Here is a 13744-nt window from a genome sequence, read left to right on the forward strand (position 1 = left end):
GGTGAAACAATAACGTTGCTATTATACCACAATCCCTTAACAAAGAAAGAGTTTCCTCTGACTACAGCATAAGTGGAAGCGATATCACAAATTGAATTGTCCCTTTATCGGGCTGAACGACACGAATCTGTCCCCCATGCAAACGGACAATTTCACTGCAAACCGCTAACCCGATACCTCTTCCACCCTCTTCAGGGACCTGTTGATAGAAGCGATCAAACATGCGGTCAAGTGTTTCATCCGTCAGCGCAGCTACTTCATTTTCAAAAATAATTTCCATCGATTCTTCCTTGTTCTCATAAGACAAACTTACATGGCCAGCAGGCAGAGCATATTTAAGCATGTTAGAGGCGATATTATCGAACACTCGCTCCATTAAAAACAAATCCACCTTTACAAGCAGCGCGTCCGCTTCAAACAAATCGTCCAGCGATTTGTGCGACCACATGAATCCGCCTCCGCGTATGATAGGCTCGGTCCTTTTATAAAGAAACCTCAGCAAACCCTCTGAGCTCATCAGCGTGGGTTGAAAATTCATTTCGTTTTCCTGCAGTCGTGCCAAATCATTCAGGTTCTGTGCCAACCGTACAGCCCATTCGGATTGTTGCCCGATAAGCTTTAAATGGTGAAGTCCATCTTCCTGAACATGGACCTGAAGAAGCTTCGATTGTTGACGAATCAATGCAATCGGTGCATTCAAGTCATGTGCGATATTATGTAATAAACGAGAATTGGACCGATGCGATTCTGTGAGCTGCCGCGTGCGCTGCATAACCTTTTGTTCCAACTGCTCATTGGACTCAGCCAAGCGTAGAGTGAGTGCCGCAGACTCCTGCTTAAGATGGATATAACGCCGGACGGTAACAGCCATCTGCGTAAGTAAATAGATAAAGAAACCGGTATTGATAAGACCTTCCGATGTAAGTGGAATACACAGGTAATAAAAAGAATCACTTAATACAGCGAAAAATGCAATGATACCTGCTATCGCACCAGAACGTGCCCCAAGGCGACGCTGCCTGACCGCCCTTGGATAAACAATACATGAAGAATACAAAAGCGTGCAGGTAATCAACACCGTAAATACGGTAAGCCATTGAGTGAAAATAACAGGTGGTGTTAACAAAACAAATACAGCGAACAACCCAAAGATTAAATAAAGGAACTTCAGTACATATCTGGAAAAATGCTCAGGGAAGATCGAACTCAAGTATTGATTGAGAGCAAGAATGGCTGCAATCTCAACCAAATATTCCAGCTTTACCTGCCATTCCCAGAGTAGGTCCGGAAGAAAGGAAATGACCAAAACTTCACCAAATAAGAATGTCCGCAGTCCTAATAAAATCGATAGAAGGCCCAGAAATAAGGTTGAACGATCAGATATGTATAACGACGCAAATACTAAATAAAACAAACCCATCATCAATAAAGCGCCCGCACTCATGCAGTCTCTAACCAAAGGAGGAAGTGAATCCGATTGAATCGCCCGTTGGCTCCCAATATGAATTCCGCTCCAAATTCCACCTTTGCGCTGGGCGTAATTCGATACCTGTATATCCATTTGCAAGTTGCTGCTCTCAGGGACAAAGTAAACGTATTCAGGGGATTCGTAGGGTACTGATGTTAAGGCCGTTGTACCTACCGTGCCCAGTTCCATTAACAATTGACCGTTGATCCACATCCGGTATGCTGAGGAAATTTGTCTCATATTTAAGCCAATTGTCTGCCCCACATCGTCAGGATGTAGTCGGATTTGTAATCGATACGTTCCGAATTGACGATCCCATGCCTTGTCACCTATGTATGGCGCAAATTCCCAGCTTGCAGGAACATCCATATATCCGGTGTTTGCCTCCGGCCAGCTTTGTTTCGGGTCGACCAGCCTATCGGGAGCGAAGCTCCAATCCCCAGACAACACATAAGAACGGTTCGCACCTGACAATGAAAATCCACTGAAGTCCACCTCTCCCTTGTTCACGCGCGGAATTGACTCCTCCTGGGAACATCCCGTGAGCATAATAACCCATACAAACATGATTACGACCAAGGTTCTCAACAATGTCCTCCTTCAATTAACAAGCATGGTTGAAAATTTACAGCTGTTTACTATATTACATGATACAATAACTTTGCATAGATTAAAAAGGAGAGCTGCATCCAGAAGGATCAAGCGCAAATGAGCCATGATAAATCACACTATTAAAGTCCTGCTTGCCGAGGATCATTCACTGGTTCGCAGCAGCCTGCAGGAAATCCTGCAAACGAATTCGAAGTATGAGATTATAGCCTCTGTTGCGAGCAGTGAAGAGGCTCTGAGTGCTCTCCAGAACAGCATTATTGTGCCGGAGCTTTGTATTCTGGATATTCAAATGCCTGATATGGATGGAATTGAATGCACCAAAGCGATCAGAGAACTATATCCTCAAATGAAAATTATTTTGCTGACTGCTTTTGATCACGATACTTATATGGAGGAGGGTGCCATTGCCAGGATCAATGGGTATCTGCTCAAGGATATGAATGTCGAGTCCTTTTATCGATCGGTTGACATGGTCATGGAGGGCCAGTTTGTGGCACCGCTCAAGCTGATCAACAACATATCCAGCAGACTCACCCAGCTTAGAGAACTTGAAAAAAACACAACCATCAACGATCTGAGCAAGTTGTTATCCAAGCATAGCTCTTCACTCGATGACAAAGAGCTGGAAATAGTCAGGCTGATTTGGCAAGGCTGGAGTAACCGGATGATCGCTGAGGATCTGTATATCACCGAAGGCACTGTCAAAAATTATGTATCGCGCATGTACCGTAAGCTAAGCATCAACACACGTTCAGAGCTTTTACAAATATTAGCTGTAAAGCAGGAATAATCGCACTTGTAGATTTGGAACAAGCTGTAATCAGAATGTAATCCAAATTTAACAATCATACCCATATATCGACAGCTACTGCAGAACCTCCCTGCTATATTAGTAGTAGGCTTAGCTCAGCTAAGCACAATTGGAGGGATACATATGAGTGAAGTTGAAAACGAAGCGATTGTGGTTGACGAAGAGGCAACAGCTACAGAGGCATCGGAGGAAGCAGTAGGCGAAGCCGAGGTTGAGGCAGAAGACGTCCAGGCTGAAGCTGAAGAGGAAGAGGCCGTTGAGGAAGAAGAATCAGACGACGAGGAGTCTGAGGAAGCGGATGGGGAAATTTCCGACTCAGCGGAAGAAGCTGACGATATCGTCACCGAGCCTGTGGAGTAGCACTTATGTATTATTTTTACGCGAAGAGTCCGACCCGTCGGACTCTTTTTTTGCAACCGCTTCCTACAATTGAATTGGCTGGTTAAGATATGCGCTGAGTCAGCTTCGATATGAGCCTGATTATTTTATGCTCAGCACTTTTCAATCGACAAAAAACCAACAAAGAAGCGGAGGATGCGATAATCCTTTGCCGCTTCTTTGTGGTTTCTCATTGATCTAAAACGAGTTTGTAGCTGCCAGGGTCCCCTTAAGGTACAAATTGCACAACTATTTTATCAGCCGCAACGTTCATTTCCTGCATAACCTTATCAATAATGCTGACTGCCTGGCTTTTTTCCAACTTATTGCTTTGAACAGTGACCCTCCATTTACTGGCTTCCTCCGTAATCACGGCTTGCGGGAATTCCTTCATTAATGTATCTTCCAGGTTGGTCACCTTGGCCTCTTGATCCTGGAGCTTTCTCAGCTCTGCTTCTGCATTCGCTGCGGCTGTGGCGGTCTGTTTCGGATCAGCCAGAATCGTCATCCATTTCTCGGTCAGCTTGGCAAGCTCCTCATTACGTTTCAGCCCAAGACCTGCAAAATAGTCGCTGCCTGACTTGACCTGTGTCATGACCTGCTGCAGCACTTTAGCATCCTCTGCACTCACCGCTTCGTTTGCTTTGACAGTAGGCTGTGCAGTAGCTGCACTGGCTTGGGTTGTGCTTTTTGGATCTTTGGCTGCTGCTCCGCTGCTTGCTTTAGGATCGGCAGCAGCTGGCGTCGTTGCTTTGGTTGTTGGCGCAGCTGGAGTTGCTGGATTCGCTGTAGGTGCGGCTGGGGTTGCTGGATTGACCGTAGCGTTCGTCCCAGCACTTGGAGCTGTATCGGTTTTGGCAGCTGCCTGAGGCGTAGTTTTGGATTCAACCGGCTTGACGTTCAGATCATTGGTGTTGATGACGATTTCCTTGGCAGAAAGTCCAGTTGTGCTGTCAGTTCCTTTGGCTGTACCATTTGTTGGAGTACCCGTTGTTGCTGCACCTGTTGATGTAAACTCAAGCTTGCTGACGTCTTCTGTAAACAAATAATAAGCAGATAACACGACCATCAGACTGAGCATGGATACCAACCAAATTGTTTGTCTTTTTGAGTTCATTGTTTTGCCTCCTTAGAGTTTTCGTAGAAAACTTACTTCGTAAGCATCTACTGAGTTTTTGCGCCAGCAAAAACTGGCTTCGTAAGCTTTACTGAGTTTTCGTAGAAAAACTGACGTCTATTGTTTACGGGGGAGTATGGAAATACGGTTGGCAGGAACGTCCAGCCCTCTCTCCACAGCCTCGGTCATCATTTTTTTGACAGTCAGATTTTCGGCTCCCTTGGCCACAACGACAACGCCTCTGATTTTGGGCTTGATCGTTTTGGTTACAAGCGGCTGTTTCCCCCCTGAAACCTCGTAGATGACCACTTCCCCACTTCGTGTGACATCACTGATATGGCGGGTTGCACCATGCTGATCCTTCTCATTGGTTACCTGCTGGGTATCCTTCGTATTGCGCTCGACAGCAATTTCCTCTGTAGAATCAATCGTTACCAATACCTCCACCTCACCCACACCAACAATTTTGCTCAACAACTCCTTCAGCTGTGATTGGTAGGCTTCCTCATATTCACGAAAGGTGCTCCGTTCCTTGCTTGAGGAACCAAATACAGGCTTGGCTGTCTCTGTAGGAGAAGCTCGGCCTTCCCCGATAGGATCCACATCCTTGACATGAATAAAAGAATTAAGCACCATACATGCCGCTCCCACCAGCCCGAGCAGCAGCAGCCAGCGAAATGTCTGTATTCGTTTGGTTCCATTCGGCCCACCACCGAGCCATTTCTCGATCCATTTCATCAGACTTCCCATCGGTTCCACCTCCCCCTGCACCCTTCCCTGATTGAATGAATGCCCGCCGTTCTGATTAACCTGATCAGCTAAAGCTTTTCCCCTGTAACCTCTACATCTATACGGTCCTCCTGAACCTGCCACGTCTTGCTGAGCAGCATGCGGATTTGTGATTGCTGCTGCTCAAAGCCGGTACTTGGCTTCGGCTTCTGTTTATTCCCTGTAGAGCCGTTAGCTTTTACTGCATTACTATCTGTCTGCCTGTTGTCTCCTCCTCCCAATGAGGTACTATCGATCTGACCACTGCTCGCTTCTATCGAAATATCTACGGGCTTAACAGGTTCTACCTGAAAGGTGTTAACCGTCTGCGTCTGCATCTTGGATGGGACCGAAGCCGGTCGATAAGTGACTTGTACACGGATGCTGCGGATTTGCATCTGTCCGTTTGCATCCTTACCGGTTTCCAGCTTCAAATCTCCTACCTTAAAATCCGGCGTTTGTTCAATATTTTGTTTCATTAAAGTAATGATTTGCTGCTGCATCAGCTTCTGGGAGCGCTCCTCCTGCTGCATTTTCAGTGTTTCCGCCTGCTGTTGAATACTTCCGAGTGTCTGCATGCTGCCGGCCGACCCTTGTGTCTGTAACTGCTGCAAGGTTTGCCCCGGACCTCCTGCTTGCGACGCTGGCGATGAAGCCTGGAAAACTGGCAAGGCCGCTCCCGATGCCGAATTGTCTTGAAAAAGAGATTGTGCATGGCTCAGCATGAGATCAACGGAAGCCGACTTTTGAAACAGTGAAAATAGCGGTTGAAGCAGGGTGAGTAAAATAAAAAGGCTGATGACTGTTTTCACATAACGCTGCATCGTCTGATTCGGCAGCAGGATGTCCACAAAAGTCGCGAGCAGGATCACCATAATGATCGATTTCAACCAATCGGAAAGCCAGCCCATCCTATTCCCTCCTCTGTCATCCCTATCTGCGTGCGACGATCATCGCATCATCACGGAAAGATTGCCTGCTGCTATAAGCATCGTAATTGCCAGAAAAAACATCAATCCAACCACGGCCAAGGCGGCAAAAACATAAATCAGGCTTTTTCCTATCGTATCCAGACAAGCAATGATAGGACTATCCCCAAGCGGCTGCATGACGGCTGCTGACAGGTTGTATATCAAGGCTAACGCCATTATTTTCAATGCAGGAAAAGCACACAAAATGAGCAGGATAACCAGTCCGACAAGTCCCACAGCATTCTTGACCAGTAGTGAAGCGCCTATTACCGTCTCCGAGGCGTCCGAGAACATTTTACCTACGACAGGTACGAAGTTCCCGGCAATATATTTGGCTGTGCGGATTGTGACTCCGTCCACGATGGCGCTGCCTGCCCCACGAACTGAAATGACTCCGAGAAATACGGTAATAAAGACTCCAAGACACCCCACACTTATCATTCTGAGCAGGTTAGCCAGCTGGGTTACCTTGTATTTGTCAGACAAGGAGCTAACAATATGCAGCACGGCTGAAAAGAACAGCAGCGGGAATACAATCAGATAAATGCCCGTCCCGACTGCGTGGATCATAAATACGATTAACGGGTGCAGTACAGAAACGGAAACCATATTGCCCATCGAAGCCAGCAGTGTCAGCAGAAGCGGGACAATCGCGATCATAAAATGGATCATCTCGCTGATTGCCGCATTCGCATAACCGATGGCAACCGTGAAGCTGTTAACAGCCATGATCATCAACACCATAAAAACGATCGCGTACGCCACTTTACTGACGTTGTTTTTTTCAAAGGAGCTCTGCAGCGTCTCGAGCAGCATACTGAATATGGATAACACGACGATAGACGCCAGAAGCTTGCCGTTATATACGAGCTCATGGAAGAAATAACGAAAAATACCGGATAAGATCGTACTCATCTGAAAATCCTTGGCCCCGGTCAACAGCTCGTTAAAGGTCGGTGTCCTGCTTTCCGGAAAGTAACCTCCATACGTTTGCATCAGCTTGGTCCAATACTGCTCAACGGGATCGGTTTGCAGCCGTTCGGCCTCTTCCTTGATGATTTGCTCGACCGGACCAGCAGCTTCAACTTGATCTGTACCTGCTGTCATATTCGTAAATCCAATGCCACCCAGCCCGCCTATGAACAGGTACAGGAAGCATACCAGCAGCAGCCAACCCCGTTTGATCCCCAATTTGTTTCTGTCTCCATAAAGGGTAGCTGAAAGCGGTGTGGAGGTGTATCGTTTCCAAGTCTTGTAGGGCATCATTAGCTTCATCTCCTGGAACCATGCGACTTTACGTTAGGCTGGAAGCAGCTTCACGACCGTTTCTATAATGACGGATACGATGGGAATCGCCATCACCATAATTAATACTTTGCCGGATAGCTCGATCTTGGAGGCAATCGATTCCTGACCCGCGTCCCTAACAATCTGGGCACCAAATTCGGCAATGTAGGCAATTCCGACTATTTTGAGAATGGTTTTAAGGAAAATCATATCTATGCTGGCTTTAGTCGCTAAATCCTCCAGTACCTGAATGACCGTTGATATTTTGCCGATAAGAAACAAAAAGATGGTGATGCCCGTAAACGCGACGATCAGAAAAGCAAACATCGGCTTTTGTTCCTTGATGATCAGAACGAGAACGGTGGCGAACAGGCTCAGGCCCACTATTTGTATGATCTCCAAGACGATTCACCTACTGGAATAAGAAAATAGTTTTGATTTCCTTGAACAGGCTGTCCAGCATTCTGACAACCATAAACAGCACGACAACAAATCCGATTAATGTTACCCAATGCGCCATATCTTCTTTGCCCATTTGCTTCAGTACGGTGTGAATCATCGCGATAATAATTCCGATTCCGGCTATCTGAAATATCGCACTCACGTCAACGTTCATTCACGGCACCTCACCTCTAACCTGTAAACCCTTGATCCCATCCCTCTAATACATCAATATGACGACCAGTGCTCCCATCAGCAGCCCAAGGCTGCGCCACATTCCTTCATACCTTTTGCGTTCCTCCACTGCCGTTTCGAGTTCACCCTGCAGCTGTTGAACCGCCAGCCGGATATGCTTGACCTGATCGGCACTGTCCGATAATCCTAGTGTACTCCCCAGCTGACTGAGAATTTCCTGTTCACCCGTTTTTAACACCGTATATTGCCAATGTTCAGCTATCGCTTGCTGCCATATGTGCTGTACTGTTCGACCTGCAGCTACTTTCAATTGTTCTGCGGTATAGCGGAACAGATGACTGACTGGTTGCGGGCAGGCGTTTGCGACCTGCAGCAGTGCTTGAGGCAGCGGGGTCAAGCCATAGGTCATTTCTGTTTCCAACCGCTGCAAGGATCGGATCAGATCGGAAATTTGCCTGGGTCTTCGTGAAAATCGCTGTGCCTGATAAAATCCGAATAACGTTGCCGACAGCATAATCATCATGGCTCCCAGCAGCTTCAGCATAAGGTGCTCCCTGACGGTTGACCGGAGCGTGTGGTCATTGTTCGTTCCTGATCAACAGCGACTGTGAGAGCATGACTGCCTTTGGTGGAAGTATTCAATCTTCGCCCTTGACCATCGTAGATACCTTCCAGTGCTCCTACACTCGATTGATTGCTCAGCACAACGATCCTCTTAAAAACCTGATCATGGAGCAATTCCTTTAATACGGGCCTTCTTGAAATGTCGTCATAATTCAAACCATGTGCGGTGGCCATCACGGCGATACCGGCATGAATCGCTTCATGGATAGCTGCTGCATCTTCAGGTCTGCCAATCTCGTCCACTATCAGCAGTTCTGGAGACATGGATCGAATCATCATCATCATCCCTTCTGCCTTTGGGCAGCCATCCAGCACATCTGTACGCGGACCCAGTTCAAAGCGCGGCACTCCGCGGATGCATGCGGCGATCTCAGATCGCTCGTCCACGATTCCTACCTTGTATCCCCGTCGAAGTGCCGAGCCGCTGCCAGTAACGGGGCCCCTGCTGATAATCCTTGCCAAATCACGAATCAGGGTCGTTTTCCCCTGCTGAGGCGGGGATACGATCAAGGTATGAAGAATAGAGCCTTGTCCTGTTGAATCGGTCACATAAGGTAAAATTTGATCGCCGCAGCCCTTATGCTCCTTGGCAACCCGGATATTGAAAGAGCTGATATCCTTCAGCAGCCTGACCTTGCCCTGCTCCAGCACTGTCCGCCCAGCCAACCCGATACGGTGTCCACCCGCAACCGTAATGAAGCCTCTTCGCAGCTCCTCCTCAAAGGTATACAGCGAATGCTGCGTCAGCATCTCCAGCAGCGCGGCGCAATCCTCTCGATTCGGCCTATAAGCCTCAGCTGGATCGTTAGTTAATCCGCCTGTCTGTGAAACAAAGCTGTATTGCCTTCCCCAGCCAATCTCAAGAGGGCGCTGCTCGCGAACCCGAATTTCTTGCAAATCCTGTACAATTTGAGAGGGTAGCGCTGCTAGTCTTTGACGTAATGAAACTGAAAATAGCTGAAGTAGTGACTGCATCCACCCATCCCCTTCTTTTAAAATGCAGTGAGCCCTCACTGCTGTTCGGTCAGATTATTCTTCCGTTCACTAAATTATGTGTATGCTTGGCCCACTCAAATATGACCAGTTATTTTCTCAAAATCCCGATAAAGATGCAGCTCACGCCAACAAGCACCCAGAGCATTTTGCCTACTGACAGCTTATCCGCAAGCCCTACTAGCCCTAAAGTGGTAGTTGTCAGCAGCACGAAGGGTCCTACCATAGCCAGTCCCGTGTTAACCATCAGCGCTTTTTCAATCTGGTTATACCGGAGCATCAGAAGTGCGGCAATGATCTCGATACTACCTGACATCAAACGAAGTGCGGCCATACTTAATACAATTTTATTAATCAGCTTTCCCCTCTCCTTTCTTAGTGTGTGTTCAGATCATAAGGGGACATTTGGAACAATTACATCTTGCTGTAAGGGAACTCTTCTATTTCAGCCTCTCATTCAACTCTATGCGGACATGTCTGCTTTTAGGCATAATGGGCACATCACTACCTTCTGATGCATATGATGACGAAGTAATCAATCCAAGTAACAGCGAGGCGATAAAACATGGAAGCAACGACACAGGTAAAATGGCATCCACTGCTCAGCGATCCGTCAGGTAAACGGACTGACAAACCAAGAATGCTCGGTAAAACCATGGTGATCGATAAAGGCCTGGGAATTCATGCGCTTGACGATTTGCTGCAAACGGCGGGTTCTTATGTCGATATGCTCAAAATCGGATTTGGCACATCACCGCTGTATGAAACGGACATATTGAAGCGCAAAATCGAGATGGCCAAAAAGCACAATATTATCGTGTACCCTGGTGGTACGTTTTTGGAGGTTGCTATTCAGCAGGACGCGGTAGACGAGTTTTTCGATATGATCTCGATTATGGGCTTTAACGGTGTTGAAATTTCCGATGGCACGATTGAGCTGGACAGGAATCTGCGCAGTCAGCTTATTACTCGTGCTGCAGAGGAAGGGTTCACAGTGATTACCGAATACGGCAAAAAGCTGTGGGGCTCCTCTATCGAAATTGATGCATTGATTGAAACGGTTACTATAGATGCTGAGCTGGGTGCCAGCCTGATTACGATCGAGGGTCGGGAGTCAGGTAAAGGCGTCGGCATTTATGATGAGCATGGTGAGTGTAAGGAGAAGGACATCGTCAAGGTGCTGGAACGTGTGCCTTCCAAGCATCTGCTGCTGTGGGAAGCTCCTCAGAAGGAGCAGCAGGTCCATCTATTAAATCTTCTTGGAAGCGATATTCATTTGGGCAATGTAGCCCCACAGGATTTGATTTCTCTGGAGGCGCTGCGTAGAGGATTGCGTTCCGATACGATGCATTTTGGTCTGGAGGCACCTTGTGCCTACGTCGGAGATTGGGTTATATAAGGAAGCTTACGAGGTCAGTTTTGCTTAGGCAACACTTATAGTATCGCTTACGAAGTCAGTTTTGCCTTGGCAAAACTCTAGGAGGATAGCATCAATGGATATTACCGTCATTCCCAGTGTCAACGAGGCGCGTTCGGATGACCTAGTGAACAAAACCGTTATTGTCATTGATGTGCTGCGAGCCACCAGTACCATGTTGACAGCCTTGGCTCATGGTTGCGATGCAATTTATCCAGTCGAAACGGTTCTTCAAGCCAAGCAGCTTCTATTAGAACAACAGGACTGGCTAGCCGGTGGGGAACGCTATTGCAAAAAAATCCCGGGCTTTGATCTTGGCAACTCCCCATTTGAGTATATGGATGACAAAGTTGCTAGTAAAACGATTATTCTTACGACCGCCAACGGTACACGTGCTATCCAGAAAGCTAACAGATCCGGTACCGTACTTATCGCTTCACTGCTTAACGGCAGAGCCTGCGCCATAGAAGCGGCAGCCTTAAATAAAGATATTGTCATCTTGTGCTCGGGTACGCAAGACGTATTTGCATTTGAGGACGGCATCTGTGCGGGTCAACTTATCGAGGAATTACAAGGACTGTCAGGGCAAGGCAAGCCTGTGAATGTAGATGATCTGGGCTTAAGTCAGCTGCACGCATTCCGGCAAGTACAATCCGCCATGACAGAAGCTTTGTTAAAAAGCAGTAACGGTAAACGGCTGGATAAGCTTGGTTTCCGCGAGGATGTCATCTACTGCTCACGAATGAATCTCATCCCTGTCGTCCCTGTTATGCAAGGTGGGCGTTTGACCTTATTGCCGGTTAAACAGTTGCATTAAACCTTTAATGAAATGAACATGAAATAGCTGCCTGTCTCATACAGTAAAAGTGAAATCCATGAGACAAGGAGTTCTTGCTATGAATGGGGATATATTACTGGTTGCGCTTATTATAATCGGCCTAATTGGACGCTCGAACATCATCACTACAGCAGCCTGCGTGCTATTGATTATCAAGCTGGTCAGCCTGGATCGTTATTTACCGACCATTGAACGCAGGGGATTGGAGCTGGGGCTGTTATTTTTAACCATGGGCGTGCTGGTTCCGTTTGCCAGTGAGAAAATATCACTCAAAGACGTAGCCAGTATGTTTACGACATGGCCAGGTATCCTGGCGCTGCTGGGCGGGGCCATCGCTACCTATATGAACGGAAAAGGATTGAGCTTATTAAAAATAGACCCACAATTAATTGTGGGTCTTGTCATCGGTTCGATTTTCGGTATTATTTTTTTGCGCGGCATTCCTGTCGGGCCCTTAATGGCTGCTGGAATTACAGCTTTTTTGTTAAAGGTGTTCACCTTTTTATTCGATAAGCTAAGATAAGAGGAAGATCATAATTAACGTCTGTCGGAAGGTCCTCCGACAAATGCCTGCTGCTCAGTGTCCAAGCCATAAGCAGTATGCAGCGCCTGAATCACTTCCGGCAAACGGCTGTTGTCAATCACGCATGAAGTTTTAATTTCAGACGTACTGACCATATTGATGCTTAGACCCAGATCCGAAATGACCTCGAACATTTTGGCAGCTACACCTGGCGTACTGACCATGCCGGCACCAACGATGGATACCTTTACCAGATTTTCCTGGGACGTGACTTCGTGGAAGTTAACAGTGCTGCGAATGTTTTCAATGACTTTGACGGCTTTGTCCTTATCGGAAAGCGCTACGGTAAATGAGAAGTCAGCAACACCATTCAGAACACCACTTTGTACGATAATATCGACATCAATCTGCTCTTTAGCCAGTGCAGTAAATACTTTGGCCAATTGACCCGGTTTATCTTCCACACCAAGAATACTGATTCTTGCTACATTCTTATCGCTTGCGATTCCGCGTACTACGATACCTTGCTCCATTGCTGCTTCCTCCTTGACTTGGGTACCTTCATTATGGTTAAAGCTGGATCTGACGACCAGCGGCACATTGTAATTTTTGGCGTATTCCACAGCACGCGGATGCAGTACAGCAGCACCCAGATTGGCGAGCTCCAGCATTTCATCATACGTAATTTCCGGAAGCTTGCGAGCACATTTGACCACACGTGGATCAGTGGAATAAATTCCATCCACATCGGTGAAAATCTCACATACGTCAGCTTTAATCGCAGCAGCCAACGCTACAGCTGTCGTATCGGAGCCACCACGTCCCAAAGTTGTAATCTCGCCTTCCTGTGTCATACCTTGGAAGCCCGCAACAATGACTACATTCCCCTGCTCCAGCGCTTTAAATATACGTTCCGGTTGAATATCCGAAATTCTCGCTTTTCCATGAACAGGCTCTGTGTACATCCCAGCCTGCCAGCCCGTATATGATATTGCCGGTTGACCCATACTCTGAATCGTAATCGACAATAATGCTACCGATACCTGCTCACCCGTGCTCAGCAGCATATCCATTTCTCTGGCCGGAGGTGTCGACGAGCTGATCTGCTTCGTCAAGTCAATCAAATCATCTGTCGTATCTCCCATTGCTGAAACAACGACCACACATTGATGACCTTCGCGCTGTCTCTCTACGATACGACCCGCTACGCGCTTCATCCGTTCTGCGTCACCAACCGAACTTCCACCGAATTTCATTACTATAAGAGACAAACTGTTCACTCCCTAACCGAAACTTTTACA

At 47.2% G+C, this 13744-nt stretch carries 16 protein-coding genes; 5 read left to right on the top strand and 11 right to left on the bottom strand.

Annotated features, from left to right (window positions below; genetic code table 11):
• Positions 1-61: 61 nt before the first annotated feature.
• Positions 62-2056 carry a sensor histidine kinase gene (locus OB236_RS27735; protein ID WP_262686821.1) on the bottom strand — a complete coding sequence of 665 codons (1995 nt, stop codon included), beginning with the start codon at positions 2054-2056 and terminating at the stop codon, positions 62-64.
• 127 nt (positions 2057-2183) lie between these two features.
• On the opposite strand from OB236_RS27735, the gene OB236_RS27740 reads away from it, so the two are divergent.
• Positions 2184-2870: a response regulator gene (locus OB236_RS27740; protein ID WP_262686822.1), complete on the top strand. Its 687-nt coding sequence runs from the start codon at positions 2184-2186 to the stop codon at positions 2868-2870.
• Between the two features lie 144 nt (positions 2871-3014).
• Positions 3015-3251 (top strand): hypothetical protein, encoded by a 237-nt coding sequence (locus OB236_RS27745; protein WP_262686823.1) that lies wholly within the window; start codon positions 3015-3017, stop codon positions 3249-3251.
• A gap of 247 nt (positions 3252-3498) precedes the next feature.
• Here the strand turns inward: OB236_RS27745 and OB236_RS27750 are convergent, their stop codons facing one another.
• The 9 genes from OB236_RS27750 to OB236_RS27790 form a co-directional block, all read right to left on the bottom strand.
• Entirely contained in the window at positions 3499-4386 is an 888-nt protein-coding gene (locus OB236_RS27750; protein WP_262686824.1) for a SpoIIIAH-like family protein, read from the bottom strand.
• A gap of 117 nt (positions 4387-4503) precedes the next feature.
• Positions 4504-5136 (bottom strand): stage III sporulation protein AG, encoded by a 633-nt coding sequence (spoIIIAG, locus tag OB236_RS27755; protein WP_076227885.1) that lies wholly within the window; start codon positions 5134-5136, stop codon positions 4504-4506.
• A 68-nt stretch (positions 5137-5204) separates the two neighbouring features.
• Positions 5205-6065 carry a stage III sporulation protein AF gene (gene spoIIIAF, locus OB236_RS27760; protein WP_262686825.1) on the bottom strand — a complete coding sequence of 287 codons (861 nt, stop codon included), beginning with the start codon at positions 6063-6065 and terminating at the stop codon, positions 5205-5207.
• A 39-nt stretch (positions 6066-6104) separates the two neighbouring features.
• Positions 6105-7388, bottom strand: a complete 1284-nt coding sequence (gene spoIIIAE, locus OB236_RS27765) for a stage III sporulation protein AE (protein ID WP_408638524.1) — start codon at positions 7386-7388, stop codon at positions 6105-6107.
• 36 nt (positions 7389-7424) lie between these two features.
• Positions 7425-7814, bottom strand: coding sequence for a stage III sporulation protein AD (gene spoIIIAD / locus OB236_RS27770; RefSeq protein WP_076227889.1), 390 nt, complete (start codon positions 7812-7814; stop codon positions 7425-7427).
• Positions 7815-7824: 10 nt separating this feature from the next.
• Entirely contained in the window at positions 7825-8028 is a 204-nt protein-coding gene (gene spoIIIAC / locus OB236_RS27775) for a stage III sporulation protein AC (RefSeq protein ID WP_076227891.1), read from the bottom strand.
• 45 nt (positions 8029-8073) lie between these two features.
• Positions 8074-8592 carry a stage III sporulation protein SpoIIIAB gene (spoIIIAB, locus tag OB236_RS27780; protein WP_076227893.1) on the bottom strand — a complete coding sequence of 173 codons (519 nt, stop codon included), beginning with the start codon at positions 8590-8592 and terminating at the stop codon, positions 8074-8076.
• Positions 8586-9647: a stage III sporulation protein AA gene (spoIIIAA, locus tag OB236_RS27785; protein WP_262686826.1), complete on the bottom strand. Its 1062-nt coding sequence runs from the start codon at positions 9645-9647 to the stop codon at positions 8586-8588. Before spoIIIAA ends, spoIIIAB begins: the two co-directional genes overlap by 7 nt.
• Positions 9648-9756: 109 nt before the next feature.
• A complete protein-coding gene (locus OB236_RS27790) occupies positions 9757-10023 on the bottom strand; it encodes a YqhV family protein (protein WP_179097362.1) in 267 nt (88 codons plus the stop codon).
• Between the two features lie 207 nt (positions 10024-10230).
• Between OB236_RS27790 and comA the strand changes: the two genes are divergently transcribed.
• From comA to OB236_RS27805, 3 genes are all read left to right on the top strand, one after another.
• Positions 10231-11064 (top strand): phosphosulfolactate synthase, encoded by an 834-nt coding sequence (gene comA, locus OB236_RS27795; protein ID WP_262686828.1) that lies wholly within the window; start codon positions 10231-10233, stop codon positions 11062-11064.
• 94 nt (positions 11065-11158) lie between these two features.
• Positions 11159-11899, top strand: coding sequence for a 2-phosphosulfolactate phosphatase (locus OB236_RS27800; protein WP_262686829.1), 741 nt, complete (start codon positions 11159-11161; stop codon positions 11897-11899).
• Between the two features lie 79 nt (positions 11900-11978).
• Positions 11979-12443 carry a DUF441 domain-containing protein gene (locus OB236_RS27805; RefSeq protein ID WP_076227902.1) on the top strand — a complete coding sequence of 155 codons (465 nt, stop codon included), beginning with the start codon at positions 11979-11981 and terminating at the stop codon, positions 12441-12443.
• A 14-nt stretch (positions 12444-12457) separates the two neighbouring features.
• Here the strand turns inward: OB236_RS27805 and OB236_RS27810 are convergent, their stop codons facing one another.
• A complete protein-coding gene (locus OB236_RS27810) occupies positions 12458-13714 on the bottom strand; it encodes an aspartate kinase (RefSeq protein ID WP_262686830.1) in 1257 nt (418 codons plus the stop codon).
• Between the last annotated feature and the right edge of the window lie 30 nt (positions 13715-13744).

It is taken from the genome of Paenibacillus baimaensis, assembly GCF_025567575.1.